At 44.9% G+C, this 25207-nt stretch carries 29 protein-coding genes and 1 pseudogene; 16 read left to right on the top strand and 14 right to left on the bottom strand.

From position 1 onward, the window contains the following. Nucleotide 1: 1 nt before the first annotated feature. Together ppk2 and ICN44_RS01105 are read right to left on the bottom strand one after the other, a co-directional pair. Nucleotides 2-775, bottom strand: coding sequence for a polyphosphate kinase 2 (gene ppk2, locus ICN44_RS01110; RefSeq protein ID WP_216262170.1), 774 nt, complete (start codon nt 773-775; stop codon nt 2-4). Continuing rightward, nucleotides 775-1065 carry a serine/threonine protein kinase gene (locus ICN44_RS01105; RefSeq protein WP_216262168.1) on the bottom strand — a complete coding sequence of 97 codons (291 nt, stop codon included), beginning with the start codon at nt 1063-1065 and terminating at the stop codon, nt 775-777. Before ICN44_RS01105 ends, ppk2 begins: the two co-directional genes overlap by 1 nt. A gap of 158 nt (nt 1066-1223) precedes the next feature. Here ICN44_RS01105 and ICN44_RS01100 point away from each other — a divergent pair, with 158 nt between their 5' ends. From ICN44_RS01100 to ICN44_RS01070, 7 genes are all read left to right on the top strand, one after another. Further along, nucleotides 1224-1550 carry a helix-turn-helix transcriptional regulator gene (locus ICN44_RS01100; RefSeq protein WP_216262167.1) on the top strand — a complete coding sequence of 109 codons (327 nt, stop codon included), beginning with the start codon at nt 1224-1226 and terminating at the stop codon, nt 1548-1550. Beyond that, nucleotides 1547-2008 carry an ArsI/CadI family heavy metal resistance metalloenzyme gene (locus ICN44_RS01095; protein WP_216262165.1) on the top strand — a complete coding sequence of 154 codons (462 nt, stop codon included), beginning with the start codon at nt 1547-1549 and terminating at the stop codon, nt 2006-2008. The genes ICN44_RS01100 and ICN44_RS01095 overlap by 4 nt, the downstream gene beginning before the upstream one ends. 17 nt (nt 2009-2025) lie before the next feature. Beyond that, entirely contained in the window at nt 2026-2505 is a 480-nt protein-coding gene (locus ICN44_RS01090) for an arsenate reductase ArsC (protein WP_216262164.1), read from the top strand. Then, a complete protein-coding gene (arsB, locus tag ICN44_RS01085) occupies nt 2502-3545 on the top strand; it encodes an ACR3 family arsenite efflux transporter (RefSeq protein ID WP_216262162.1) in 1044 nt (347 codons plus the stop codon). The genes ICN44_RS01090 and arsB overlap by 4 nt, the downstream gene beginning before the upstream one ends. A 118-nt stretch (nt 3546-3663) precedes the next feature. After that, nucleotides 3664-5727 carry a hypothetical protein gene (locus tag ICN44_RS01080; protein ID WP_216262160.1) on the top strand — a complete coding sequence of 688 codons (2064 nt, stop codon included), beginning with the start codon at nt 3664-3666 and terminating at the stop codon, nt 5725-5727. Between the two features lie 114 nt (nt 5728-5841). Then, nucleotides 5842-6240, top strand: coding sequence for a hypothetical protein (locus ICN44_RS01075; protein ID WP_216262158.1), 399 nt, complete (start codon nt 5842-5844; stop codon nt 6238-6240). Nucleotides 6241-6296: 56 nt separating this feature from the next. Further along, nucleotides 6297-6554 (top strand): hypothetical protein, encoded by a 258-nt coding sequence (locus ICN44_RS01070; RefSeq protein ID WP_255537315.1) that lies wholly within the window; start codon nt 6297-6299, stop codon nt 6552-6554. Nucleotides 6555-6586: 32 nt separating this feature from the next. Here ICN44_RS01070 and ICN44_RS01065 read toward each other — a convergent pair whose 3' ends face one another. Then, nucleotides 6587-7465 (bottom strand): hypothetical protein, encoded by an 879-nt coding sequence (locus ICN44_RS01065; RefSeq protein WP_216262154.1) that lies wholly within the window; start codon nt 7463-7465, stop codon nt 6587-6589. Nucleotides 7466-7682: 217 nt separating this feature from the next. Here ICN44_RS01065 and ICN44_RS01060 point away from each other — a divergent pair, with 217 nt between their 5' ends. Then, nucleotides 7683-7898, top strand: a complete 216-nt coding sequence (locus ICN44_RS01060) for a YdcH family protein (protein ID WP_215320203.1) — start codon at nt 7683-7685, stop codon at nt 7896-7898. Nucleotides 7899-7961: 63 nt separating this feature from the next. Here ICN44_RS01060 and ICN44_RS01055 read toward each other — a convergent pair whose 3' ends face one another. Next, on the bottom strand, nt 7962-8306 hold the full coding sequence (locus ICN44_RS01055; protein ID WP_216262152.1) for a zinc ribbon domain-containing protein YjdM: 345 nt from the start codon (nt 8304-8306) through the stop codon (nt 7962-7964). A 66-nt stretch (nt 8307-8372) separates the two neighbouring features. Here ICN44_RS01055 and ICN44_RS01050 point away from each other — a divergent pair, with 66 nt between their 5' ends. Next, the gene (locus tag ICN44_RS01050; protein ID WP_216262151.1) at nt 8373-10172 is read left to right on the top strand and encodes an AsmA family protein; all 1800 of its coding nucleotides are present in this window, start codon (nt 8373-8375) and stop codon (nt 10170-10172) included. 27 nt (nt 10173-10199) lie between these two features. Here ICN44_RS01050 and ICN44_RS01045 read toward each other — a convergent pair whose 3' ends face one another. From ICN44_RS01045 to ICN44_RS01035, 3 genes are read right to left on the bottom strand one after another with little or no spacing between them, the layout of a single operon-like run. Next, nucleotides 10200-10547 (bottom strand): phage holin family protein, encoded by a 348-nt coding sequence (locus ICN44_RS01045; protein ID WP_216262149.1) that lies wholly within the window; start codon nt 10545-10547, stop codon nt 10200-10202. Between the two features lie 59 nt (nt 10548-10606). Continuing rightward, complete coding sequence (locus tag ICN44_RS01040) at nt 10607-10804, bottom strand: SlyX family protein (RefSeq protein WP_216262147.1); 198 nt, start codon at nt 10802-10804, stop codon at nt 10607-10609. A gap of 10 nt (nt 10805-10814) precedes the next feature. Further along, the gene (locus tag ICN44_RS01035; protein ID WP_216262145.1) at nt 10815-11036 is read right to left on the bottom strand and encodes a hypothetical protein; all 222 of its coding nucleotides are present in this window, start codon (nt 11034-11036) and stop codon (nt 10815-10817) included. A gap of 33 nt (nt 11037-11069) precedes the next feature. Here ICN44_RS01035 and ICN44_RS01030 point away from each other — a divergent pair, with 33 nt between their 5' ends. After that, a complete protein-coding gene (locus tag ICN44_RS01030) occupies nt 11070-12068 on the top strand; it encodes an LLM class flavin-dependent oxidoreductase (protein WP_216262143.1) in 999 nt (332 codons plus the stop codon). Here the strand turns inward: ICN44_RS01030 and ICN44_RS01025 are convergent. Together ICN44_RS01025 and ICN44_RS01020 are read right to left on the bottom strand one after the other, a co-directional pair. After that, nucleotides 12063-12479: a putative toxin-antitoxin system toxin component, PIN family gene (locus tag ICN44_RS01025; protein WP_216262141.1), complete on the bottom strand. Its 417-nt coding sequence runs from the start codon at nt 12477-12479 to the stop codon at nt 12063-12065. The two genes, ICN44_RS01030 and ICN44_RS01025, sit on opposite strands and share 6 nt — an antisense overlap. A gap of 9 nt (nt 12480-12488) precedes the next feature. After that, nucleotides 12489-13034 (bottom strand): YaeQ family protein, encoded by a 546-nt coding sequence (locus tag ICN44_RS01020; protein ID WP_216262139.1) that lies wholly within the window; start codon nt 13032-13034, stop codon nt 12489-12491. A 120-nt stretch (nt 13035-13154) separates the two neighbouring features. Between ICN44_RS01020 and ICN44_RS01015 the strand changes: the two genes are divergently transcribed. From ICN44_RS01015 to ICN44_RS01000, 5 genes and pseudogenes are all read left to right on the top strand, one after another. Further along, nucleotides 13155-14768, top strand: coding sequence for an NAD(P)/FAD-dependent oxidoreductase (locus ICN44_RS01015; protein WP_216262136.1), 1614 nt, complete (start codon nt 13155-13157; stop codon nt 14766-14768). An 18-nt stretch (nt 14769-14786) separates the two neighbouring features. After that, entirely contained in the window at nt 14787-16202 is a 1416-nt protein-coding gene (gene hemN / locus ICN44_RS01010; RefSeq protein ID WP_216262134.1) for an oxygen-independent coproporphyrinogen III oxidase, read from the top strand. A 169-nt stretch (nt 16203-16371) separates the two neighbouring features. Further along, a complete protein-coding gene (locus ICN44_RS12305; protein WP_255537314.1) occupies nt 16372-16521 on the top strand; it encodes a hypothetical protein in 150 nt (49 codons plus the stop codon). Nucleotides 16522-16536: 15 nt separating this feature from the next. Then, nucleotides 16537-17007: pseudogene (locus tag ICN44_RS01005) on the top strand (OmpW family protein); the annotation flags it as partial. A 156-nt stretch (nt 17008-17163) separates the two neighbouring features. Further along, a complete protein-coding gene (locus ICN44_RS01000) occupies nt 17164-19110 on the top strand; it encodes an ATP-binding cassette domain-containing protein (RefSeq protein ID WP_216262132.1) in 1947 nt (648 codons plus the stop codon). A 9-nt stretch (nt 19111-19119) separates the two neighbouring features. Here ICN44_RS01000 and ICN44_RS00995 read toward each other — a convergent pair whose 3' ends face one another. The 4 genes from ICN44_RS00995 to ICN44_RS00980 form a co-directional block, all read right to left on the bottom strand. Then, nucleotides 19120-19428 carry a chaperone modulator CbpM gene (locus tag ICN44_RS00995; protein ID WP_216262641.1) on the bottom strand — a complete coding sequence of 103 codons (309 nt, stop codon included), beginning with the start codon at nt 19426-19428 and terminating at the stop codon, nt 19120-19122. 5 nt (nt 19429-19433) lie between these two features. Further along, the gene (locus ICN44_RS00990; protein ID WP_216262130.1) at nt 19434-20414 is read right to left on the bottom strand and encodes a DnaJ C-terminal domain-containing protein; all 981 of its coding nucleotides are present in this window, start codon (nt 20412-20414) and stop codon (nt 19434-19436) included. A 61-nt stretch (nt 20415-20475) separates the two neighbouring features. Next, nucleotides 20476-22023, bottom strand: a complete 1548-nt coding sequence (locus ICN44_RS00985; RefSeq protein ID WP_216262640.1) for a UxaA family hydrolase — start codon at nt 22021-22023, stop codon at nt 20476-20478. 26 nt (nt 22024-22049) lie between these two features. Further along, entirely contained in the window at nt 22050-23012 is a 963-nt protein-coding gene (locus ICN44_RS00980) for a tripartite tricarboxylate transporter substrate binding protein (RefSeq protein WP_216262127.1), read from the bottom strand. A 54-nt stretch (nt 23013-23066) separates the two neighbouring features. Here ICN44_RS00980 and ICN44_RS00975 point away from each other — a divergent pair, with 54 nt between their 5' ends. Next, entirely contained in the window at nt 23067-24212 is a 1146-nt protein-coding gene (locus ICN44_RS00975; RefSeq protein WP_216262126.1) for a mandelate racemase/muconate lactonizing enzyme family protein, read from the top strand. On the opposite strand, the gene ICN44_RS00970 is transcribed toward ICN44_RS00975, so the two are convergent. Further along, nucleotides 24199-25134, bottom strand: coding sequence for a 3-hydroxyacyl-CoA dehydrogenase family protein (locus ICN44_RS00970; RefSeq protein ID WP_216262125.1), 936 nt, complete (start codon nt 25132-25134; stop codon nt 24199-24201). The two genes, ICN44_RS00975 and ICN44_RS00970, sit on opposite strands and share 14 nt — an antisense overlap. Between the last annotated feature and the right edge of the window lie 73 nt (nt 25135-25207).

The raw sequence follows: 25207 nt of genomic DNA, 5'->3' as shown, positions 1-25207 counted from the left end.
CTTATTCTTCGAGCTTAGATAGCTTGCCGTCCCATTGGAAGACGATATTCTTATCAGCCTTCAGTAAGCCTTTATCTTTTCCTGGATATGAAACTCTAGAAAGAAGATCCTCAATCATATTAAGATGAGCAACTTTTTTATCGTTCGCTTTCACAATGATCCAGGGCGCATCTTTAGAGCTGGTTTTTTCTAGCATGTCATTTCTACATTTGCTGTAGGCATTCCAGTTTTTCTGCGCTTGCTGATCAATCGGACTAATCTTCCATTGCTTGAGTGGATCTTTAGCCCTATCTGCAAGACGAAGAGCTTGTTCCGTTTTAGAGATATCTAAATAATATTTAAGAATAGTCATACCTGAGCTAGCCAGAATGGACTCAAACTCATTTACGGTCCCCATGAAGTTGGTATATTGCGCCTTCGTGCAGAAATTCATGACCATCTCAACGCCAGCACGGTTGTACCAACTACGATTGAAGAGAACAATCTCACCTTTTTTAGGTAGTTCGGCAACATACCTTTGAAAGTACCATTCCGCAGACTCGCTATCGGATGGTTTTCCGAGGGCAACCACGCGAGTTTCCCTGGGGCTTAAGTGTTGGGTGATCACTTTAATAGTGCCATCCTTGCCTGCCGTATCGCGGCCCTCAAGAATGACTAGTATTTGATCACCTTTACTTATCAAGCTATTTTGTAGCTTAACTAACTCAATTTGCAACAAGCGAAGTTGATCGTCATAGCTAGATACCTCTGGCTTATCTTTGCCTTTTTGCCCCATTAGCTTGCTTCGTTTGTATTAGCAGGGCTAGCAGGAGCGGTTTTCTTTGCAGCCGCCTTTTTAGCAGGAGCTTTCTTAGCTGGGACTTTCTTGGCGGGGGCCTTTTTAGCAGGAGCTTTCTTGACCGGAGTCTTTTTGGCGGCAGCTTTCTTAGCCGGAGTTTTTTTGCTAGCTACTTTTTTATCTAACTTATCCAATGCTTTTCCAAGCTTATCGATGAGCTTTTCTCTGTCTGATTCTAATTTATCAAGCTTTTTTAATAGTTGCTTAACTAATTTCTTTTGGCTCATGCTGATTCCTGGGTTGATTGGCATTTCGTTGTATTGGCGTATCTTGAATCAATCCTACGTTTAATTTTCTCTATTTTCAAGCAAATATGACACAAATCTGTCATTTAAATGACTTGGCTTGTCACAATTCAGAAATATATTTCGATATAATTGGAAATATGAAAAATACTGATGCCATCAAAGCATTCCTGGCTCTAGGCCAAGAGACCCGCTTGAATATTTTTCGCTTGATAGTTCAGCGTGGTGATACTGGATTAACGCCTAGCGAGATTATTGAAAAACTAGGGGTTGCCAACGCCACACTGAGTTTTCACCTCAAAGAACTAGTAAGCGCCGAGTTATTGACGGTAGAGCGTCACAGCCGCAATCTCATCTATCGACCTAATGCAAGCTTGGTGCAAGAGTTAAGTGGGTTCTTGCTAGAAAACTGCTGCGGTGGAAATTCTTGTGAGGCAGTAAAGAAAAAGAAGGTAATTTGTAAATGAAAAGACTTCATCTTCATGTGGCAGTGGCTGATATTCCATCCTCAATTCCATTTTACGCAAAGATGTTTGGCTGTGCGCCAACTATTGTAAAGAGCGATTACGCCAAATGGCAGCTGGAGGATCCTAGGGTAAATTTTGCTATATCAGCTCGTGGGGCGCCTGTGGGCATTAATCATTTAGGAATTCAGGTGGAAAGTGGTGCTGAGCTCGAAGAGATGAAAGGTCGACTCGATACGATTGACGAGGGAGTAATTGCGGAGATGGGTACCGCATGTTGTTACGCAAAATCAGATAAGTATTGGGTAAATGATCCTGCAGGTATTCCATGGGAAACATTTCATACCCTAGACTCAATCCCTGTTTTTAATAACGTCCAAGACGGGGAAGATGCATGTTGTGTGCCGACACCTTTGGCAACGGTTTTAGTGGCATCCATCACAAAAAAATCTTGCTGTTAATTAATTAAGGATTTGTAATGAAACAATTCAATATTCTCTTCTTATGTACCCATAATTCTGCTCGGTCCGTTTTGGGGGAGGCTCTTGCTTCAACTCATGTCAGCGGCAAATTTGTGGGCTACTCAGCAGGATCCACTCCAGGCACTTCAGTAAATCCATTTGCACGTGAGTTGGCTTTGCAGATGGGTTACGACGAATCTAAATTACGCTCCAAGTCATGGGATGAGTTTGGTTTGCAAGATGCCCCGAAGATGGATTTCATTATTACGGTTTGTGATAACGCGGCAGGCGAAGTGTGCCCATTTTGGCCGGGTAAACCGGCTACCGCCCATTGGGGATTCCCAGATCCATCGCAAGTGACTGGATCGGATGACGATAAACGCCGTGCATTTAAAGAGGTCATGATTGGCTTAAAAAAACGCATTGATCTTCTGGCAGATATGCCTTTAGATCGACTCAATTCACTTAGCCTTCAAGAAATTCACACTAAATCATGAGCACAGTTACCAGCAAGCTTTCCTTTTTAGATCGATATCTCACTGTTTGGATCTTTGCTGCCATGGCAGCAGGTATTGGCTTGGGATATTTTGTTCCTGGAGTAGAGGGGTTCATTAATTCCTTTCAATCGGGCACTACCAATATCCCAATAGCCATTGGATTGATACTGATGATGTATCCACCGTTTGCTAAGGTGAAGTACGAAGACTTGCCTGACGTCTTTAGAGATAAGCAGATCTTTGGATTGGCATTCTTACTCAATTGGATTGTTGCGCCTATCTTGATGTTCTTCTTGGCCATCCTCTTTGTTCCCAATCAGCCTGAATACATGGCAGGTCTTATTTTGATTGGGATAGCGCCTTGTATTGCCATGGTGATTGTCTGGAACGATATTGCCAAAGGCTCTACGGAATATGCAGCTGGCTTAGTGGCTTTTAACGCAGTGTTTCAAGTGCTGTTCTTTAGCCTATACGCCTATTTTTTCTTAACTGTCTTGCCACCATATTTTGGCTTTGCAGGATCCGTCGTCAATATCACCATTGGTGAGATCGCTAAGACGGTTGCTATCTATCTAGGCGTTCCTTGTGTTGCAGGATTCTTGACGAGATACATTGCCCTCAAATTTGTGTCGAGAGAGTCATATCAAAATACTTTTGTTCCCAGAATAGGCAAACTCACCTTAATTGCTTTGCTCTTTACTATCGTAGTGATGTTTAGTTTGAAGGGTAAGCTAATTCTTCAGTTGCCAATGGATGTGGTTACCATCGCAATTCCATTGCTAGTCTTCTTTGTGGTGATGTTCTTGCTGACATTCTTGATCACTATCAAAATGGGTATTGAGTACAAGCGCTGCTGCACTTTATCGTTTACAGCATCTAGCAACAACTTCGAGTTAGCCATTGCAGTAGCCATTGCCGTCTTTGGAATTAACTCTGGAGCAGCCTTTGCGGCAGTGATTGGGCCCTTAGTAGAGGTGCCGATCATGATTGGGCTGGTATCGGTTGCTTTATGGCTAAGAGATAAGTTCTTTCAGGCCTAAAACATGTGATTAGGGCCTCCAAAGGGGTCTTATATTAAAAATTGTGCCGCAATAGAGGGGATTAGCTCTAGGGAGAATGTAGAATCAGATTTCCTTATTTACAGAAAGCGTCATCTGCATGCCTACCTCTATCACTCTCAAATTTTGGCGCTATATTTCCCTGGGCTTCTTGGCATTAGTAATGCTTGGTTTGGCTGCCTGCGGCGGTGGTAGTGATAGTGGCAGTAGTTCTGCTGTCGCAACCCCGAGCGTCTTTTACGTTGTGAGTAATACCAACGACTCTGGTGTCGGATCTCTGCGAGATGCGATTACAGCAGTTAATAGCGCATCAACTTCCCAATATTCAGGCATTACTTTTTCTGTAGCCGGTGTAATCACTCTTGCAAGCGATTTGCCTGCTATTACAAAAAAAGTATTAATTGATGGCGGTACTGCTCCTGGCTATGTAGCTGGTAATACTACTACTGCGCCATTGGTTGCGGTGAACTTCAATAACGTTGCCTCAGGTTTTACCTTTAATAGTGGCTCTGCAGGCTCTGGAATTTATGCTTTGTCAATCATTGGATCTAATTCAAATGGCGTTACCTTAAATGCGGGCAATATCGTTTTATTAAGAAACTACATCGGCCTTAACTTAAGTGGTGCAGCTGCTGGCAATGCAAAAGATGGCATTTACATTTCCGCTTCTTCTACTAACAACGTTGTTGGTACAAACCCAAACAGTATCTCTGGTCTTTACTCTAATGTGATTTCCGGTAATACGCAGAATGGTATCCAGATCTATGGCAGTGCAGGCAACAAGATTCAAGCCAATGCAATTGGTACCAATCCAGCAGGAACGGCAAAGATTGCTAACGGATTCAACGGTATCTATGTAACTTATTATGCGGTTGATAACACTATTGGTGGTACTGCATATATCAATTCTGCTACAGGGCAAACTAATAATCCAACGGGCAACAAGGGTACAGTTCCAATCGTTTCTATTGCTCCGCCCTTAGGCAATCTGATTTCCGGAAATTCTCGTAACGGAGTTTTAATTGATGGTGGTTCAGAGTTAACGGTGTTAAGTGGCAACTTTATCGGTACCAATAATGTTGGTACAGCAGCTGTGGGCAACACCTTGGATGGTGTATTAATTCGCAATGCGAATAACAATCAACTGATTGGTTGCACCTTTGAAGACAACCCATTCATTTATTACAATGTATTGAGCGGTAATGGTGCTAATGGCCTTCATGTAGCAGACTCCAATGCAATTTTGGTTCAGGCTAACTTCTTTGGTGCTGGTGCAAACAATGCATCCATGGTTCCAAATGGCGGCCACGGCATCTTAGTTGACGGTAGCTCTGCTGGTGTTCAGGTTGGCGGTGTAATCCCGCTTGGTAACGTGTCAGCTGGCAATACACTTGATGGTATTAAGGTTTCAGGAACTGCTAGTGGCTTCACCACCTTCAATACGTTTGGTGGCTTGTACGCCTTTCAGGGTGCCGCTCCGAATGGTGGAAACGGGATCACAATTGATTCTACTGGCGGTAACAATTTAGTTCGCACTAACGTATTCTCTGGAAATATGCATCATGGTATTGAGATTTCCGGAAACGCATCTGGTGTTACTGTCGATCCTAACGTGGTTGGTTTGAATACTGAAGGTACTGGCGCTCTTGCTAATGGCCCTGGCGCCAATGGTGCTGGTAACGGCGGTAGCGGGGTTTACATTGCGGGAACTGCCCATGGAAACTATATTGGCGGTTACAACAATTCTGTTATTCCGCAAAACACCTTCTCTGGCAACGCAAGATACGGCATTGAAATTGTCGGTACTGCAAATAGCAATACTGTATTTAATTCTGTAATTGGCCTTGGAACTACTCAGGTTTCCGCTTTTGGTAATGGACTGGGTGGTATTTATATTGGCGGAGGAAGTAACAATAACTCTGTTATCGCCTATACACCTTCCAGTTCATATACTGCAATGTCTAGTGTGATCAGCGGAAATACAGGGGATGGTGTTCTTATTGCTGACACTGCATTTAATAATACTGTTCAAGGAAATTATTTTGGTTACGGTAAACGTTCCATTGTCGGTAATTTGGTTGCCGGGCTATTTCCCAATTCATTACTTCCGGTTCATGTAACGAGCTCTGGCTCGGGCAATGTGACCACCCCAAACAACCCTTAATATGAGCATTAATCTAAAACTTACTTAAGTTGCCGTTGATTTATAAAAGCCAGCTAGTCTTTGACTGGTTGGCTTTTTTATTTATTAGGGTATCAACCTGAAAGAGATTGTGATTTGACAAAGCTCCCCATTTATTTATTGGTAATCGCAGAATTCTCTAGTTTTGCTTTAGCTCAAATGCCACCCTCAATGATGCCACCCCAGGAAATGCAGCAGGGCATGCCCAGAACACCTCAAGGGGGTCCAGGTGGCCCAGGAGGCATGATGCGTGATGATCCTCGTCGACCCGTTGACCAAATTAGTCGTGGTCTTGGGGTGACGCCAGACCAATTTAGAGCTTGCTTTAATGATGTCAATCCCGCACCCCAAGGTTCTTTGCCGGGTTCCAATCAGAAGCATGCCAATAAGCAAGTTCTCTTAAGCTGTCTCCAGCGTGCAAATCCGAGTATTACCAATAACAGCCTAGATGCGGTGATGGATCAATACAGGCCTGGGGGCAGGGCGGCTCAGTAATTCTGGTGCCCTAAGATAGAATCAATCTATCCCTCATCTTTTAGGCGGTATTGAAAATGGTACGTCATTACTTAGTGGTTTTTCTAGGCCTGATGTTAGCGGCCTGCTCAACACCAGTTAGTCAGTTTGGTGTGTACAAGCAATCAGATGGCACAGTTGGGGTTCATGCGCCCAAAGATGCAAAAGAAAATGAAGCGCAAGAAATGGCGCTCGAGGAGTGTAAAAAACTGGGGAAGAGAACTGCGACGATTGTAGAAAGCAGAAAAACGGTCAATGACCGTTTTCCCTTAACTTATATCTATCTTTGCAGATAGTGGCGAGTAGTTAATTCGCCATTCATTGGTGCTTAGCTAAGCAACCACTTCTTAATCGACTTGTTGACGCACATCGCATCTAAAGCAAGACCAAAGAACTCAGAACCGTTGGTAACCATGCTTTCGATTGCTTCCACTTTGCCAGACTTGATGCCACGCAAATAGGTTGCAGCACGGTAACGCAAGAAGTGCTCAGTTTCACCATTTTCATTCTCGGTTGGGCAGATTTCAAGGCTGCCATAGCGAGTTTCTGGGTTAATGTTGAGAACAGCTAGGCTCAAAGCCCCAACCAATTTCTCGGGCACTGGGATAGGCACATAGGAGTAGAGGGAGATCATCATTTCCTCTTCGTCTACTTCAATGATGTGATCAATGTCCAGCACATCTTTTTCGGTTAACTCTGTCTCACCAGAATCGCCACCACCAAATGTGGATTCAAACTGCAACATTGCAGTATTGCTTCCTTTGGAGATCTCGATCATGTCAGGGTAGCCAAGCAAACCTTTCCACCAATACATCAACGAGAAGGTGCAGGGCTTTACTTCAACCAATCCCTTGTTAGTAGACTTTGCAAAATACAGGCCGTAAAACTCATCATCTTGCTCAAGACCATATTGGTCTACTTTAGGTGATTTAGATGAAGCAGGTTTTGCAGTCTTCTTGGCAACTTTCTTCGCTGCTGGCTTTTTGGCCGCAGGTTTCTTTGCCACTAATTTTTTAAGTGCCACTTTTTTGGCAGCAGGCTTCTTTGCGGCCACTTTCTTGGCTGCTGGTTTTTTCACTACCTTTTTGACCGTCTTTTTGCTTGCTACTTTCTTGGCAGTAACTTTCTTGACAGCTTTTTTAACAGGGGCTTTTTTTACCACCTTGGTAGCTACTTTCTTTTTTGCTGGAGACTTCTTTGTAGCCATGGTTTATTACCCTTCTTTCGGTAGTTATCGTGCTTGATGCACTTTCTGATATTACTGCAAATTCCCTCGGGAATTGCCCTTTCCTATATGGGGTTTGTCCCACGGAATACAAGGGAGGGGATGAAATAAATAGATGGCAGAAGGCATTGTTCTTGGAATGGAGGGTTGCTACACTAAAAGCGTGAAGTTTTGTGCAACCTAAATATCAAGAGGGCTTATGTTTCCTGAATATCGCGAACTCATTACCAAGCTGAAAACGACAGATCGTCATTTCTCGCATTTATTTGATAAGCACAACAATTTAGATCAAAAGATCCAAAGAATGGAGTCCCATTCAGAGCCGAGTACTCCAGAAGAAATCGAGACCTTGAAAAAGGAAAAGCTCCTTTTAAAAGACCAGATTTATGCCGTCTTAAAGAAGGCAAGTAACTAGCTAAGCAACTAGCTAAGCAAATAAGCAAGCATTGATTTGGAAAAGCCTAGAGGCAAAATGCTCCTAGGCTTTTTTCAGGAAGCAGGCCTTGAGTAGCATATTGCCCGCTTCTGTTTTGCAGTCGACTTCATGATCACCTGATACCAGGCGAATCCCTTTAATCTTGGTGCCCACCTTCAGGGTAGTGGAAGAGCCTTTGACCTTGAGGTCTTTGATGAGGGTGACTGTGTCGCCATCTGCTAGAAGATTGCTATTGGCATCTTTCACAATGAGCCCAGCCTCAGACTCTTCTGCAGCAGCAGCCATAGGCCATTCATGGCCACACTGGGCGCAAACATAATTTTCCCCATCGGGGTAGGTCATATCTTCCTGGCAGGCAGGACACTTCGGTAGATTATCTGTGCTCATCACTTCATTTTAGTCTAGGGGTAATGAGTCTTGGCCCTCATCTAGTACTCGATTTAGAATGGGTAAGTGAATAAAACCCTGAAGATTTCTCTTATTGCTTTGTTAGGCTGTCTTGCCATAATGGGTTTGGGCGCATGGTACGCGTCCTCTTTTGTAAATCCTGCCCAGGTAACCAAGCTCCTGAGTTCTTCGGTAAAAGAGGCTACTGGGCGTGAGTTGAAAATCACCGGTCCAGTCAGTCTGAGCCTTTTCCCATCAATTAGCGTAAAAGCAGAACAGGTGTCTCTGAGCAATGCCTCATGGGCAAGCATTCCTGACATGTTCATATTCAAGAACATTGAGTTAGATATTAGGATACTTCCGCTTCTGAAAGGTAGCGTTGAAATCAGCAGAATCGGTATCAGGGGACTAGAAGCAAACTTACAAACCAATAAGGCTGGGGAGGGTAATTGGAATCTCACTCCGCCTACGATAGTTGCCAGTGGTTTGCCAACACAGTCTGCAACTAGCGATTCTTCTAGTAATGCCCTTGTCTCCATTAAAACTCTTGATGTCGTAGATGCCCGTATCAATTATCAAGACGGACAAAAAGCAGCCAGCCCGATTAGTATTCCTAAACTTTCTTTAGATGCTAGCGATGGGAAGTCTACGATTCTGGTAGATGTGCAGCGCACTAATTACACATTGAACCTAAAAGGCAAAACAACTTCACTGCGTAATGCTTACTTCGCTTGGAATCAATCTCCAGTAAACCTAGATCTCGATTTAGTTTTGACTTTAAACGGTAAGTCGCTTGCAATTTCGGGCGAGATCGATAAAAAGCCAGATCTATTGCCAAAATTCAATATCAATCTCAACTCAAAGTCCTTTGATTTAGCACCCTTAGCGGGTTCTGTTGTTATTGCTGGATCAGCTGGAAAAACTTCCCAAGCATCTACACATAAGGCCCAAGGAAAGTATTTATTCACCGATGACGCATTGCCGTTTGATCTTTTGCCTTTGGCTGATGGCCTTATTAATATCAATATTGCTGAGCTTGGGATTCCGCATCAGGCGCCATTTACGAACTTTAAAACGACACTTCAATTTCAGAAAGATAGGATTGATGCGAGTGATATCAGCTTTAATGTAGGTAAGGGAAGTGCCCAAGCACAGCTGTCCATTAATCAGTTCACGAGCCCTGCGCCTAAGATTTCTGTGAAGGGTATTGCTAAAGACTTTGCCTTAGAGCAGATTATTGCCGTCACCGATTCAAGCGCTAGAGTTTCTGGTGGTGATACAAAAGTGGCCTGGAACTTACAGGGAAGTGGTGTGAGCCCACATCAAATGGTTAGTCGAGCTAATGGGGCTATTCAGGTTTCAGTGGGTCAAAGTAAATTAGATTCGAAGTTCATCAATAAAGGCGGGGACTTTGTCATCACTGTAATAGATGCAATCAATCCGATGTATAAGAAATCCAATCAAACTACTTTGAATTGTGCTGTTGCCTACTTACCCATCAATAGCGGGATGGTAAATATTCAGAATTCAGTTGGCATTGAGACGGACCGTCTTGATATCACCTTAGCGGGCACAATCAATCTTGCCAACGAGGCTCTCAATATCAGTATTAATCCAAGAGAAAAATCAGGCCTTACAACGGGCTTGGATCTGGCCGGACTTGTAAAGATTGAGGGAACATTACAAAACCCGCAAACTGGAGTGAATAAGGCAGGAGTGGTGAATAGCGCCGTCTCTATTGGGTTAGGCTTCTTAACCGGCGGCATAAGTATCGCGGCGGAGAATGCTAAATCATTGGCGACCAAGTCGCAGCCATGTAAAACAGCACTGCACTCTTGGTCGGACATCTATCCTGCTAGCAAGTAAGCCTAGCTAAGCTCGTAAATCAGCTTCTTAAAAAACTAAGCCGCTGACAAAGAGGCTAAATAAAGAAATAAAGATGCTGGCAAAGAACGCTGTCCAGAAGCTGGAGATCGTAAAGCCACTCACCACTGTAGAAACCAGCATCAATACCAAGGCATTAATCACGAGCAAGAAGAGGCCCATGGTTACTACTGTTAATGGCAGCGTGAAAAGAATGAGCAAAGGCTTGACGATGGCATTGGCAAATCCCAAGAGTAGGGCAGCGATTAATAGTGAGCCACCATCTGCAAAGCGCAAGCCACTAAAGATATAGCTGGCAACCCAAAGAGATAAAGAAGTCAGGCCCCACTGGACTAGAAATAAAGTTAAGTTGCTCATGGATATTCCTTTGCTTATGTTGTAAGGGGTTTATGCCTAATGACTATATTAGCAGCTGATTAATAGTGTGGGGGGATTTCATCTTTAGAACTCCCGCCTCCGCCGCCACTGCCGGCTTGCTCTTTGATTGCCTTTAACTCGCGATACAGAAATTCGATTTGCTGTTGCTGTTTGTAGATTGTCTCATTGAGTTTCTCAATTAAGTCTTCCGTGAAGCTCAATTTGATTTCTAGATTAGTGATGCGTTCTTCTGACATAACTTACTTTCTATTCTGAGATAAGCTCAAAGCGCCCATCTTCCATTTCTGCTTTAGGTCTAATCCAAAAATCATGCGATTGCATGGATTCGTAAACATAAGCTGGCTCCAGATTTGCTTCTACATTAGCCAAGAAGACAACCTTATAAAATCCACCAGTCTTAATGTGTCGCAATTTACTGCCTGGCTTAAAGAGGCCATCGTCAGGATCGGCCATTTTGGGTTTAATCATGTCAACAATGCACTTTCTCGGTATGATCTAGCGATGGCAAATTCCATCCCATACTCCATTCTAGATATATCTCCGATTCCTCAGGGTTTTACTGCTGCCGATGCACTTCGTAACTCTTTGGATGTGGCAAGGCATGCCGAAAAATGGGGCTATACCCGCTATTGGGTAGCAGAGCATCACAATATGACGGGCAATGCGAGCTCTGCAACTGCAGTCTTGATTGGCTATATTGCTGCTGGCACCTCCCATATCCGAGTGGGCTCTGGTGGCGTCATGTTGCCAAATCATGCTCCCTTAGTGATTGCTGAGCAATTTGGCACCCTAGAAGCTTTATACCCAGGAAGAATTGAGCTTGGCTTGGGCCGTGCACCCGGTACCGATCAAATGACTGCTAGGGCATTGCGTAGGGACTTATTGGGCAGTGATGATCGCTTTCCGCAGGATGTCCGTGAGTTACAGCATTATTTTGGCCCGTTACAAGAAGGGCAATCTGTAAAGGCGATACCAGGAATCGATAGCAATGTTCCGATCTGGATTTTAGGTTCTAGTTTGTATGGAGCTCAATTAGCCGCTCACTTTGGCTTACCTTATGCCTTCGCTTCTCACTTTGCGCCAGAGCAGCTTTTAGAGGCAATGAAGATTTATCTTGAGCTCTTTAAGCCATCAGCTCAGCAAGCTAAACCGTATGCAGCATTTGTGATGAATGTAGTTGCTGCGGATACCGATGAAGAAGCTCAACATCTATTTACTACTCTGCAACAAAATGTTGTCAGAATGCGGCGCAATACTCGCGGACAATTACCGCCCCCAATTGCTGACATAAATGAATTTTGTGAGCCTCATGAACGAGCAGCTGCAGATCATACCTTGCAGGTTTCAGTAGTGGGTTCGCTAGAGACAGTAAAGAAGGGGATGCGTCGTTGGTTGGATCTTACTGGCGCAAACGAAATCATCTTGACTGGGCAAATTTTCGATCATCAGGCTCGTCTCAGATCTTTTGAGATTGCCGCACAGGCCGCGCAAAGCCTATAAGATCGCTGCGTTGTAATCTGCGGTAATCAATACTTGTTCTTTTGCAGCCTGATTCGCAAATCGCAGCACTGCATTGTCTTTGCTGATTAAGATGCAGGGCTTTGCGGTGTAAGCAAGATCTAAAAAGACTTGATCATCTGGGTCTTGGCATATCCAGGGCGCTTTGACCAAGTTTTTATCATCCATGATTCTTGTTAAACCATGCCATTGCTCGCGAATTTGCTCTTGTTGCACTTCATCAAGCGAAAACAGGGGGCGAGCAATCACATCAGTAAATTCTTCTAAAGTGATTGGAGTTGCTAGGGCATCTATTTTGCCTTCAATCAATGCTTGTTTTAAATGAAGTGCTCTAAAGTCATTGAAGACAAAAAGATCTAGCAATGCGTTGGTATCAAAAACTACTACCTTCATTTATAACGCCTATTGATTGTTGCGCCAAATCTCTGGGGTAATGGTGACCTGACCTTTATCGGAGGAAACATATGCTTCGCCATCTTGCACATTGACATGGATCACCATGCTGCGCTCAACCAACTTGTTCAGCTCTTCCGCTTGTTCTGCTGGAATAGAGACTATTTGTAAATTGCGAGCACGATTGAGTTTGTTGGCAATACCATCCCACCAGATTTTGCTGGTATGTCCGCCATAGCAATAGACAATCACTTGATCAGCACGACCACAGGCTTTCAGAATACGACGCTCGTCTGGTTGGCCGATTTCAATCCATAACTTGATTGCATCGGTAAGATCTTTAATCCACAGATCGGGTTCGTCGGTATCACTCAAACCCTTTGTAAACACTAGATCCTCATTTGCCTGCAATGCAAAGGCAATGATGCGGATCATCATCCGCTGCTCAGTCTCAGAAGGGTGCTTAGCAATAGTTAATGAATGGCTGCCATAGTAGTGGCGGTCAGAATCTGCGACATGAAGGTCGGCTTTGTGGATAGTTGCGCGTAGAGCCATGACCTATTATCGCCTTTATGAACTAACTCCTGGCCTGAGTGAGCTTATAACCAGTATTATTTGGCTTAGGGCTCCTGATGAGCCTGGAAATGCCTCAAATTACTGTGTGCCGTAAAACCCATGATCCGTATTACTGAATTACGTCTGCCAATTGACCATGCTCCAGAAGCTCTGGAGAAGGCGATATTGAAGCGCCTCAATTTAGACGCTAAAGACTTAATACGATTTGAGGTCTTTAAGCGTAGTTACGATGCTCGAAAGAACGTCGCCCTCTCTTTTATCTATACGGTTGACTTATCTGCAAAGCATGAAGATCTTCTTCTGAAGCAGTTTTCTGGTGATATTCATGTAAGACCATCCCCGGATACGAGCTACCACTTTGTAGCAAAAGCCCCTGAAACTATAGACTCTGGAAAAGCACTGCGCCCAGTAGTCATTGGATTTGGCCCATGCGGTATTTTTGCTGCTCTAGTGTTAGCGCAAATGGGATTTAAGCCTATCGTTCTTGAGCGTGGCAAAAAAGTTCGTGAACGCACTCAAGATACCTGGGGCTTGTGGCGTAAGAATGTTTTAAATCCAGAATCCAATGTGCAATTTGGAGAGGGCGGGGCTGGTACGTTTTCAGATGGTAAGTTATATAGCCAGATCAAGGATCCTAAGTTTTATGGACGCAAGGTCATTCATGAGTTTGTGAAAGCCGGCGCTCCCGCAGAAATTACCTATGTAGCTAAGCCACATATCGGCACCTTTCGCCTAGTTGGCGTGGTAGAGAAGATGCGTCAAGAAATTATTGACTTAGGCGGTGAGATTCGGTTCTCGCAAAAGGTGATTGGCTTTGATATTGAGAATGAGCAAATTACCGGGGTCAAGATTGAGGGGCAGGCAGATCTACCTGCCAACCATGTCATCTTGGCTTTAGGGCATAGTGCACGGGATACCTTTGAAGCCTTGCATCATGCTGGCGTCTTCATGGAAGCTAAACCCTTTTCTGTTGGCTTTCGGATTGAGCACCCACAGTCACTGATCGATAAAGCACGCCTTGGTCCTCATGCGGGCAATGAGTTAATTGGTGCGGCAGATTACAAATTAGTCCATCACGCCAAAAATGGTCGTTCTGTCTATAGTTTTTGCATGTGCCCTGGTGGCACAGTAGTCGCTGCTACCTCCGAGCCGAATCGAGTTGTAACCAATGGCATGAGCCAATATTCTCGTAACGAACGAAATGCCAATGCGGGCATCGTTGTTGGCATTACGCCAGAAGATTACCCAGGCGGCCCATTAGCAGGCATTGAGTTTCAGCGTGCTATTGAATCAAAGGCTTTTGAATTAGGTGGTAGAACTTATGAAGCGCCGGGTCAGCTGATTGGCGATTTTTTAGAAGGGAAGGCTTCCACTCAGTTTGGTAGTGTGATGCCGTCGTATAAGCCGGGTGTTCATTTAACGGATCTGGCAGAAAGCTTGCCTGCTTATGCCATTGAGGCGATTCGTGAAGCGATTCCTGCTTTTGAGAAGCAAATTAAAGGCTTCTCTATGAAAGATGCTGTCTTAACCGGCGTAGAGACGCGCACTTCCTCCCCTTTGCGAATTACTCGAGGCGCAAACTATCAAAGCCTAAATATCAAAGGCCTTTACCCAGCAGGTGAGGGCGCCGGTTACGCGGGTGGAATCTTGTCTGCAGGAGTTGATGGGATTAAAGTAGCAGAAGCAGTGGCGTTAGACTATCTGTCAAAGTAAACACCACATAAGAATCCTATGAACCCCGTAGCAACTCATTCATCAGTCGAAGAAAAAGAAGTACTTTTTCATCCAGAGCTGTTGAAAAGGTTTGATATCAATGGGCCGCGCTATACGTCCTATCCCAGTGCTGATCGATTTCATGGGGATTTTTCTGAGGCTGACTATTTAGGAGCGCTGGAGCGGGTGGCCAAAGCTAATGAGCCACTGTCCTTATATTTCCATTTACCGTTTTGCCCCAATATTTGTTATTACTGTGGCTGCAACAAGATCATCACCAAGGATCATGGGCGTAGCGCCAAATACATCAAATATCTCGCTAAAGAAATGGCCATAGTGACTAAGGCCATGGGTGCTCAGAAAAAGATTCCCGTTACACAATTGCACTGGGGTGGTGGTACCCCCACTTTTCTATCGCATGAAGAAATGACAGAGTTAATGCAGTACACTCGCGAGCATTTTGAGTTACTACCTGGCGGTGAGTATTCGATTGAGATTGATCCGCGCCGCGTTACTGAGCAAGATATTGCACTCTTGGCTCATCTGGGCTTTAACCGCATTAGCTTGGGTGTGCAGGATTTCAACTTGGCAGTTCAAGAGGCTGTTCATCGCGTACAAACGATTGAAGAGACACAGGCAGTTATGGATTGGTCTAGAAAGTATGGGTTTAAATCCAGAAGCGTTGACTTGATCTATGGCCTACCAAAGCAAACGCCAGAGACTTTCAAGGAAACGGTTGATGCGGTATTGGCTATGAATCCCGATCGTCTTTCTGTCTATAACTACGCACACTTGCCACATATCTTTAAGCCGCAACGCCGTATTGCTGAAGCTGACTTGCCTGCGGCAGCAGATAAGCTGGATATTCTCTCCAATACTATTGCACGCTTAGGTGAGGCAGGATATGTTTTTATTGGCATGGACCATTTCGCTAAACCAGATGATGAATTAGCTATTGCCCAACGAAAAGGTAAGTTGCATCGCAATTTCCAAGGCTACTCCACTCAGGCAGAATGCGATCTTCTAGCATTTGGAATTTCTTCAATTGGTAAAGTGGATGATTGCTACTCTCAGAATGTGCGCACTTTGGATGAATATTACGAGGCATTAGATACTGGTCACTTACCGGTGCTCCGAGGTTTGCGTCTTGATGAAGACGATCTGATGCGCCGTGAGTTAATTGGTGAGTTGATGTGCCAATTTGCCTTAGACACCAAAGCTTTTGCGACATCACATCAAATTGAATTCTCAAATTACTTTAAGACGGAAATAGAAGAACTCAAGAGTCTAGAGGAGGCTGGTCTCCTCAACTGGGAGGGTGAAAGTATTTTAGTTCCCACCAAAGGTCGTCTACTTGCTAGACGGGTAGCCATGACTTTTGATCGGCACCTCAGAGAATCTCGAGCCAAAGGGACCTATTCCAAGGTTCTGTAAGGGTAAGTCTGAGGTAATTTGATCTAGATCAAATAAGCCCAAAAACTCTGTTGCTTTTTAACCAATAAAAAATCTCCAGCCTCAGTCAATTTGATTTACATCAAATTGCACTCCCTTCATCAATTCGAAAATGATTTCATCGAAATTGATAAGAAAAAGGGAAACCATCATGCGTATTAAGACACTCATAGCAGCAATGGCTGCTGTAGCATCCTTAGCCCCAATCGCGGCTCAAGCTCAAGCAGAAGAAAATCCATGGATGTTGCGTGTCCGTGCGGTGGATCTGCTTTGGCAAAATGGACAGTCTGGCTTGGTTTAAGCCGCAAACGTAAAAGCTAAAAATCAAGTTATTCCTGAGTTTGATGTTTCTTACTTTTTCACAAAAAATATTGCTGCTGAATTGGTGTTGACATGGCCGCAGCAGGTGAATATTACTTATGGCCCAGGTAGTGCCAACGCCGGTAAGATTACAGCTTTGCCGCCATCACTTTTAGCTCAGTACCACTTTACTGATTTAGGTGCTTTTAAACCTTATGTTGGCGCTGGTATCAATTACACCATCTTTGGAAATCGTCAAAATTTCCCTGCGCTCGGAAATCAGGTTCAAGTTGATCAGTCAAGCGTTGGTTTTGTTGGTCAAGTTGGCATGGATTACATGCTGGATAAAAATTGGGGTTTAAACGTTAATGTGAAATATGCAACTATGAATACCAATGTAACTGGTAGCGGAGCGCTTGCCGGCGCATCTGGCAAGTTGACATTGAATCCATGGATGCCAGCTGTTGGTGTGACTTACAAGTTCTAAGAATTTAGTTCTTAGGTCTTAAGATAGAGCCCCTTAGGGGCTCTATTTTTTGACTAGTCCAACCTACCAAGTCCCGCATGGCCTGCAAGGAAGGAGAAGTCTTCCCGAAATGAGCAGAAATATCTCCTCTTTTGAGGAAATGACGATAATGTCGGCATGGCTTTAATCGTACTCACTGATGCAAAACTGGCTTTTGGCCACGTTGACCTCCTCGCAAACACCGCTTTCTCACTGGAATCTGGTGAACGTGTTGGCTTAATTGGCCGCAATGGCACTGGTAAATCTTCTTTGTTGAAGATATTGGCCGGTATAGAAAAAATGGATGATGGCCTGTTGCAATATCAGCAAGGCCTCAGAACTGCTTATGTTCCTCAAGAGCCTATATTTGAGGCTGAAGAGACTGTCTTCGAGGCGGTATCGAAAGGCGTTGCTCAAGCTAAGGCCTTGCGCGAGGAATACGAGGCTCTTAGCGTTGGTGAATGGGATGATGCTTCCCATGATCGTCTTGACGAAGTGCAGTCGCAATTAGAGGCTTTGAGCGGTTGGAATTGGGAGCAACGTGTTTATGAAACATTAGATCGTTTGCACTTAGAGGCTGATCTCAAAATCAATACACTTTCTGGCGGCACTAAGAAACGGGTTGCCTTAGCGCGTGCTTTAGTTGAGATGCCTGACGTGCTGCTACTTGATGAGCCAACCAACCATTTGGATTTGGATTCGATTGCATGGTTAGAGGAATTGCTCAAAGAGTATCAAGGCTCAGTCATTTTGATTACCCATGATCGCGCCTTCTTGGATAACGTCTGCACCCAGATTGTTGAGCTCGATCGCGGCATCCTCCGTAGCTACCCTGGTAACTTTACACAATATGAAGTTTTAAAAGAACAAGAACTGAATTCTGAATCTTTGGCTAATGCTCGTGCCGATAAATTATTGGCGCAAGAAGAGGTCTGGATTCGTAAAGGGGTTGAGGCACGCCGCACTCGAAGCGTTGCCCGAATTGCCCGTTTAGAAAAATTACGGAGTAGCCGTGCCGAACGCAGAGATGCGATGGGGCAGGTGAAGTTGGCTGTTTCTGCTGGAGATCGAAGCGGCAAGATTGTGGCTGATCTTCAAAACGTTAGCAAAACCTATGATCGTCCGATTGTGCAAGATTTCACGGCAACGATTTTGCGCGGTGATAAGGTTGGTTTACTGGGTCCTAATGGCGCAGGCAAAACAACTTTGCTGAAATTGATTTTGGGAACTATTGCGCCAGACTCTGGTACCGCAACTATGGGTACACGTATTGAGGTCGCTTACTTTGATCAAATGCGCGAAGGTTTGGATCTGAATGCTTCGCTGGAAGATTACATTAGCCCAGGTAGTGAGTGGATTGAAATCAATGGCAATAAAAAGCACGTTAAGAGTTACCTGAGCGATTTCTTATTTGCTCCTGAGAGAACCAATTCCCCAGTAAGTACTTTATCGGGTGGTGAGCGTAATCGTTTATTACTAGCACGCCTATTTGCGCGGCCTGCAAACGTCTTGGTCTTGGATGAACCTACTAACGATTTAGATATTGATACTTTAGATTTGCTTGAGCAACTCTTGCAAGACTATAAGGGCACGGTTTTCTTGGTCAGTCATGATCGTTACTTCCTAGATAACGTCGTCACTAGCATTATTGCCAACGAGGGTGATGGCTTCTGGCGTGAGTACGAAGGGGGTTATGAGGATTGGAAAATCCAGAAAGCGCGCTCAGACAAAATTCGTGCTGCCACTGCCAATGCCAACACAAAATCTGTAGATAAGCTTGAGGTCAAAGCAGAGGCAAAGGTAGAAGCTAAGACAGAAGCTAAGACAGAAGTTAAGCCTGTAGCTAAGAGTGGAGTTCAGAAGCTCAATGGCAAAGAGCGCCAAGAACTGGAAGTTTTGCCATTACAGATCGAGACATTGGAAACTGAGCAGGCCGACATTGGTATTGCCATGAGCAATCCCGATCTCTATAAAAATGAACCTGAGTTGGCAGCGAGCATGCAAGCGCGCTTGAGTGAAATCACTGCTGACTTAGATCAAAAGCTACAACGCTGGGAGCAGTTATTGAGTCGTTCAGAGTCTTAGTGCTATAGCCTAGTCGCGAGGTAAACGAGCGCGCAACTGGGCGATTTCATCAAGCAAGTCTAGTGCTAAGGCAACCCCAGGCACATTCAACTCGAGATCATGGGTGAGGTGTGCCGCGGTTTTTGCTCTTCGCAAAGAGTCGCCACTAAAGCGCCAATTCTGAGGTGAAGAGCCGGCTGGACTTAAAACACCTTCGGATACCCAGGTCATGATGAGATCTTCAGGTGTGCGTGAGGCATGAGAGAGTTCAACAATGGTCATGTGCACCTCATTCTCTACAACAGCACCTTCAATCCAAGTGATATTGGTTTGTGTCATATCAATCATCCCTTCAAGTGTGTTCTAGGGTTGAAATCAAAAGCCTTCTCAAAGGCTTGATAAGCTTCTTTTTGTGATTCAGTATCAGCAGGAGGCAAGGCGATAGAAGGTACCGCATATAAATCACCTGGCTCTGAACTTGGTATGCCTTTACCTTTAAGGCGCATCTTCCGACCAGCAACAGTTCCGGCGGGGATCTTCAATTCTAAAGTACTGCCTGCAGGAGTGGGGACGTTGACGGTAGTACCCAGTGCCGCTTCCCACGGCGCCAAAGGAATATCGATGAAGACATCTTTGCCTTCTACGCGATAAATAGCGTTAGGATGAAATTCAATTTCGAGATAGAGGTCACCAGCAGGGCCCTCGCCAACACCAGGGCCACCTTGTCCAGAGAGTCGCAGATTTTGGCCAGCCTTAATGCCTTTAGGGATGCTGACATCTAACTTGCGTTCTTGGGTACTGACGTGGCCGCTTGCATCTTGCACGGGCATATGTAATGCAATAGTGCGCTTAGCTCCGTTATAGGCATCTGCGAGATCAATCAAAATTTTGGCGTGATGATCTTGGCCTTTGAAATTCATACCCTGGCGAGGATTGCCACCACGACCACCTTGGCGATGTTTGCCGCGACCAAACAGAGATTCAAAGAATTCGCTTTGATCACCTTCAAAACCGCCACCGTAACCTGGATGACCACCGCCAAAGCCGTCATCAGAATATTCAAAGCCTTCATTCCAATTTGGCGGAGGGGTAAAGTCTTGACCGTTTTTCCAGTTCTCGCCAAAGCGATCGTAGGCTGCGCGTTTCTCAGTGTCCTTTAATACTGCATAAGCTTCGCCGATTTGCTTGAATTGTTCTTCAGCACCAGGCTCTTTATTAACATCCGGATGGAACTTGCGCGCCATCTTGCGATAGGCTGATTTAATCTCAGCTTCAGTGGCGCCACGAGCTACGCCAAGAGTTTCGTAGTAATCCCTAAATTTCATAAGCCTGTTTCAGTTCGGTTTCTGTCTAGGTTAAGCTAATAGGATTGATTCTACAGTTCTCTTAGCTCATTACCCCAATTTGCCATGGAACAAATTCATAATCTCCTAGGCCAAGAAGTTCGCTTTTGGAGGCCTCCCCGGAGGCAGTACGCAGGAATAACTCAAATATCCGCTGACCCATCTCCTGAACGGAGACGGTGCCATCCAAAATCTCACCGCAATTAATGTCCATATCTTCAGTAAGGCGCTGGTACATTGGCGTATTGGTGGCTAATTTGATGCAGGGCGCAGGCTTAGAGCCGAACATGGATCCACGACCGGTGGTAAAGGCAATCAGATTAGCGCCGCCAGCGATCTGGCCAGTGGCGGATACGGGGTCAAATCCCGGGGTATCCATAAATACAAAGCCTTTAGTGCTCACTGGCTCTGCGTACTTATAGACTTCCATTAGAGGACCAGTGCCACCCTTCATGGAGGAGCCTAGGGACTTCTCAAAAATATTCGCTAAACCACCAATTTGATTGCCGGGACTTACTTGCCCGTTAATTTGCACATCTCTACCAACAGAGTATTCATCCTTCCACCAGCGAATTCGCTTAATGAGCTTTTCACCCACTTCTTTGCTAACAGCGCGGCGGGTAAGGGTGTGCTCTACACCATAAATCTCTGGGGTTTCCGAAAGAATGCCAGTGCCACCATGACGGGACAAAATATCAATCGCAGCACCTAGTGCAGGATTGGCTGTAATTGATGAAAAGCCATCGGAACCACCACACTGCAAGCCAACAGTCAGGTGACTTGCTGATACCGTTTCCCGTTTTACTTGATTAGCCGCAGGCAGAAGTGCTTTGACAGCTTCGATGCCAGCCTCAATAGTTTTGCGCGTACCACCCGATTCTTGCATGATGAAGGTATACAGAGTATTGCCTTCGGCCAGGTCCTCCTGCTCCATCAAACCTTTTAATTGATTGCGCTCGCAACCAAGACCCACAATTAGAGCAGCCGCTAGGTTGGGGTGACGAGCATATCCAGCCATAGTGCGGCGAAGTAATTGCATCGGCTCACCACTCATCTCCATGCCACAGCCGATGTCATGACTAAACGCTACGACTCCATCTACATTAGGAAAATCTTTCAATCTTTCAGGGGTAAACCAATCTGCAATTTTGTTCACAACAGTTGCCGAACAATTTACTGTCGATAGGATGCCGATGAAATTACGTGTTCCTACTTTTCCATTGGGTCTGACATAACCCTGAAATGTAGCGCGCTGATCTTCAGGTAATAATTGGGTCGGCTTATATTCGCTTGCATAAGCATAGTCACGATCAAACTCGCGAAACTCGGTATTGTGGCTATGTACCATCGTGCCGGGTTCAATGTCGGTATTCGCAAAACCTACCGTGACGTTGTATTTCAGAATTGGCTCGCCCTTGAGGATCTTTTTGGTAGCAATTTTGTAGCCAGCAGGCACTTGGCTGCGACTTGTAAAGTTCTCGCTAGGAACTTCAGCACCAATTCCAACATCAACCCGTGCGACCACAATATTGTCATTAGGATGCAGACGAATAATAGGGCCAGCCAGTTTTTTTTCAGAGATCTCAATCATCGGTTTCTTTCGATTCAATAGTTTAATTATTCAGCAGTTGCGCCAGATTTCTTAACAATAGGGGCCCACTTAGCCACTTCGGACTTAATGTAGTCACCCAAATAGTTTGGGGTACTGGTGACCACTTCAAAGCCCTTTCCATTAATTTGCGCTTTGATTTCTGGATTGTTAAGCACACTGATGAGTTGTGCATTCAGTTTGTCGACAATCACTTTTGGTGTCCGTGCTGGTGCAACGATTGCGTATACAAGCTCAACTTCAAATTTAGGTAGGTACTCTGAAATCGCTGGAATTTCTGGGGCGCTTGGAGAGCGTTTAAGACTGGTAATTCCTAGTGGGATCAATTTTCCAGAACGCACATAGGGTAAAGCTGCAGGCGTACCAACAAGCGCAGTTTCAATTTGACCACCAAGTACATCAGTTAATGCTGGTGCGGCGCCCTTATAAGGCACATGCAGAATATCGGTTCCCGCTTGCGTATTAAATAGTTCGCCACCTAGGTGAAGTGGTGTCCCAGCACCTGATGAGGCAAAGCTTACTTTATTGGGATTAGCTTTCGCGTAGGCAATGAGTTCTGGAATTGTTTTGAAAGGTGCCGATGGGTTAGCCACAAATAATAGCGATGAAGATGCGACCAAGCTTACAGGAGCAAAATCTTTAACGAGGTTGTAATTCAGTTTTTTGTAAAGCGTTTCGTTAATGGCTTGGGTACCTACCATCATCAGAAAAAGGGTGTAGCCATCGGGTTTGGAATTGGCTACATACTCAGCGGCAAGATTGGCACCTGCGCCCGGCTTGTTTTCAATAATGATAGGTTGACCAAGGTTTTCGCCAAGTTTGGGAGTAAAACCTCTCGCCAAAACATCAGAAGGCCCACCCGCAGCAAATGGAACGATTAGCTTGATGGGTTGAGTGGGGTAGCTCTGCGCCTGTATGCTGTTGGTAAAGCCAATGCTAACTAGCGATAATGCAATAAAGATTTTTCTCATGTAATGTTCTCCGTATTCTTATTGTTTATTCTTATGTAAATGTTGTGTAAAAAAATGAAAATCACTCAGGCAACCATCTTCCCGCTTTCAATTCCACTCATTGAGCCAATCAAGATGGCTAAAGAAGTGATTGTGGATGCCAAAACTGTATTGCTTTGCCTCACCGATGAAGAGGGTCGCCAAGGTTGGGGTGAGGCATCTGTTGCACCCCTCATGACTGGTGAGACTCTCGAGAGCCTATTAGCGAGCGTAAAGTATTTGGTGGAAAAAGCACGTGCAATTGAGTGGGGTGATCCTAAGGATTTTTCTAAACTATTTGATGCAATTTTGTATGGCAATCCATCAGCTAAGTCTTGTTTGGAGATGGCATTACTTGATCTGTATACACAGAAAAATTCGATCGCGCTATGGAAATATTTGCGCTCATTTGCTGTAGGCGTTGCTTCACCGGAAGTGGCCCAGATTCCCTTGCTGCGCATGCTTGGCGGTTCATTGGAAAAAGAAATCGCTGACGCTAAATTATTTCGTGAAGCAGGATTTAAGCATTGGAAAATAAAGATTGGTTCTTTATCAGTTGAAGAGGATTTACGTCGAGTCAAGGCGCTCTCAGATCTGCTAGAGGGCGACGTCATTTCAGTGGATGCTAACGGTGCCATGTCATTAGAAGGGGCTATACAGTTTTGCACCTCAAAGCAGGCGTGCAAACTGTCATTTGCTGAACAGCTGATTAACGCAGATTCTGCAATGGCTGATTTCGTCTTGCTCAAGCAGCAATCCCCAATTCCAATTGGCTTGGATGAATCTATCCATGGCACAGATGAGATAGAGGAATTTGTGAAAGCTAAGGCCCTTGATGGCGCTAGTCTAAAACTTATTAAAACTGGCGGTGTACTGGCGGCCTGCAAAAGCGCACAAACCTTGCGAGCAAATAATCTAAAACTCAACTTAGCTTGCAAAGTAGCAGAAACATCTCTAGCGGGGGCTGCAACAGCATCCATCGGTTTTGCGATAGGAGATGTGCCTTGGGGATTTAGCATGTCAAATCAATATCTACGCTTTGATATCTGCGATCGTCCATTAACGGCAACGCATGGCCATCTTGATATCGCTCAATTGAGCTCTATTGGCATCGGGATTACTCCCAACCTCGATCTTGTGAAAGATGCTGTAGCTCAAGATTACTCAATCATTCAATATTGAGAACGTCAAAAGCAGCCTTCAACCTACGAGAGTAGGAGTCGGAAACAGTTTTGATTTCTTCCGGGGTCCACTTCCTAAATCCTTCCCCAGCTTTCATACCTGTTTTCCCATCGGCCATGAGTTGCACTACTTTTGGAGGTAGGGCAGTGATATTAGAAAGCGAAGGATAAATTTCCTTAGCGGCATTCGCCATTCCATCCCAGCCTGAAATTTCTTTTTGTGTCATCGGGCCTACAGCGGCGTAACGGAAGCCAAAGCTATATCTCACCGCATCATCAATATCGGCTGGCGTAGCAATTCCCTCTTGTACGAGCGAGAGCGCTTCTCTCATCAAAGCATGTTGAATACGGTTCGCTAAAAATCCAGGAATATCCTTCTTTACCAGGACGGGCTTCTTTTCGATAGCCCGATACAGTTCGCAAGCTTGCTCCGCATATTTGAGCTCTGTTTTTTGTCCCATAACAATCTCAACCAGAGGAACAACTTCTGCGGGCATGAAATAGTGCGCACCCATCATACGGTTTGCAGTTTTGAGGCCTTCTGCAATTTTGCTGATGGGGAAGCCTGAGCTATTGCTGCCAATAGGAATATCTAGTGGCACCACTTGATCAAGGTGTTGGAAAACTTTTTGTTTTAGTTCTAAGTTCTCGGCAACAGTCTCAATCACCCAGGAGAATTGATTCCAGTCCTGCCAATCCTCTAGGACCCCAATGAATTGCTGCTTCTTTATGTCAGCATCATCTTTAGCAGCATTGTCTCCAACCATACCTATTTTTTTTGCAAGGCTGATGGCTTTATCCAAGCAGGCGTCAGCCTTGTCTTTTGATCTCCCCAGAATCACTACGGGTATGTTTTGGGCAATAAAGCCGGCTGCAATGCCAGCACCCATGATTCCAGTTCCAATAACAGCTACAGATTTCATATTTTTCAACCTATTCGGTTAAGTTATAAACAGCTTAAATTAATTTTTATCAACAAGGACTTAAGGTTATCAT

Origin of the sequence: Polynucleobacter sp. JS-Fieb-80-E5, assembly GCF_018882015.1 — a bacterium.
Lineage (GTDB): Bacteria > Pseudomonadota > Gammaproteobacteria > Burkholderiales > Burkholderiaceae > Polynucleobacter.
Note: the sequence above shows the minus strand (reverse complement) of the source record. Positions and strands in the feature narration are given on the sequence as shown.

Excerpts from the sequence above, each read along its gene's own strand:
- ppk2 (WP_216262170.1), bottom strand. The coding sequence starts at position 775 with ATGGGGCAAAAAGGCAAAGATAAGCCAGAGGTATCTAGCTATGACGAT.
- ICN44_RS01105 (WP_216262168.1), bottom strand. The coding sequence starts at position 1,065 with ATGAGCCAAAAGAAATTAGTTAAGCAACTATTAAAAAAGCTTGATAAA.
- ICN44_RS01100 (WP_216262167.1), top strand. The coding sequence starts at position 1,224 with ATGAAAAATACTGATGCCATCAAAGCATTCCTGGCTCTAGGCCAAGAG.
- ICN44_RS01095 (WP_216262165.1), top strand. The coding sequence starts at position 1,547 with ATGAAAAGACTTCATCTTCATGTGGCAGTGGCTGATATTCCATCCTCA.
- ICN44_RS01090 (WP_216262164.1), top strand. The coding sequence starts at position 2,026 with ATGAAACAATTCAATATTCTCTTCTTATGTACCCATAATTCTGCTCGG.
- arsB (WP_216262162.1), top strand. The coding sequence starts at position 2,502 with ATGAGCACAGTTACCAGCAAGCTTTCCTTTTTAGATCGATATCTCACT.
- ICN44_RS01080 (WP_216262160.1), top strand. The coding sequence starts at position 3,664 with ATGCCTACCTCTATCACTCTCAAATTTTGGCGCTATATTTCCCTGGGC.
- ICN44_RS01070 (WP_255537315.1), top strand. The coding sequence starts at position 6,297 with ATGGTACGTCATTACTTAGTGGTTTTTCTAGGCCTGATGTTAGCGGCC.
- ICN44_RS01065 (WP_216262154.1), bottom strand. The coding sequence starts at position 7,465 with ATGGCTACAAAGAAGTCTCCAGCAAAAAAGAAAGTAGCTACCAAGGTG.
- ICN44_RS01060 (WP_215320203.1), top strand. The coding sequence starts at position 7,683 with ATGTTTCCTGAATATCGCGAACTCATTACCAAGCTGAAAACGACAGAT.
- ICN44_RS01055 (WP_216262152.1), bottom strand. The coding sequence starts at position 8,306 with ATGAGCACAGATAATCTACCGAAGTGTCCTGCCTGCCAGGAAGATATG.
- ICN44_RS01045 (WP_216262149.1), bottom strand. The coding sequence starts at position 10,547 with ATGAGCAACTTAACTTTATTTCTAGTCCAGTGGGGCCTGACTTCTTTA.
- ICN44_RS01040 (WP_216262147.1), bottom strand. The coding sequence starts at position 10,804 with ATGTCAGAAGAACGCATCACTAATCTAGAAATCAAATTGAGCTTCACG.
- ICN44_RS01035 (WP_216262145.1), bottom strand. The coding sequence starts at position 11,036 with ATGATTAAACCCAAAATGGCCGATCCTGACGATGGCCTCTTTAAGCCA.
- ICN44_RS01030 (WP_216262143.1), top strand. The coding sequence starts at position 11,070 with ATGGCAAATTCCATCCCATACTCCATTCTAGATATATCTCCGATTCCT.
- ICN44_RS01025 (WP_216262141.1), bottom strand. The coding sequence starts at position 12,479 with ATGAAGGTAGTAGTTTTTGATACCAACGCATTGCTAGATCTTTTTGTC.
- ICN44_RS01020 (WP_216262139.1), bottom strand. The coding sequence starts at position 13,034 with ATGGCTCTACGCGCAACTATCCACAAAGCCGACCTTCATGTCGCAGAT.
- ICN44_RS01015 (WP_216262136.1), top strand. The coding sequence starts at position 13,155 with ATGATCCGTATTACTGAATTACGTCTGCCAATTGACCATGCTCCAGAA.
- hemN (WP_216262134.1), top strand. The coding sequence starts at position 14,787 with ATGAACCCCGTAGCAACTCATTCATCAGTCGAAGAAAAAGAAGTACTT.
- ICN44_RS12305 (WP_255537314.1), top strand. The coding sequence starts at position 16,372 with ATGCGTATTAAGACACTCATAGCAGCAATGGCTGCTGTAGCATCCTTA.
- ICN44_RS01000 (WP_216262132.1), top strand. The coding sequence starts at position 17,164 with ATGGCTTTAATCGTACTCACTGATGCAAAACTGGCTTTTGGCCACGTT.
- ICN44_RS00995 (WP_216262641.1), bottom strand. The coding sequence starts at position 19,428 with ATGACACAAACCAATATCACTTGGATTGAAGGTGCTGTTGTAGAGAAT.
- ICN44_RS00990 (WP_216262130.1), bottom strand. The coding sequence starts at position 20,414 with ATGAAATTTAGGGATTACTACGAAACTCTTGGCGTAGCTCGTGGCGCC.
- ICN44_RS00985 (WP_216262640.1), bottom strand. The coding sequence starts at position 22,023 with ATGATTGAGATCTCTGAAAAAAAACTGGCTGGCCCTATTATTCGTCTG.
- ICN44_RS00980 (WP_216262127.1), bottom strand. The coding sequence starts at position 23,012 with ATGAGAAAAATCTTTATTGCATTATCGCTAGTTAGCATTGGCTTTACC.
- ICN44_RS00975 (WP_216262126.1), top strand. The coding sequence starts at position 23,067 with ATGAAAATCACTCAGGCAACCATCTTCCCGCTTTCAATTCCACTCATT.
- ICN44_RS00970 (WP_216262125.1), bottom strand. The coding sequence starts at position 25,134 with ATGAAATCTGTAGCTGTTATTGGAACTGGAATCATGGGTGCTGGCATT.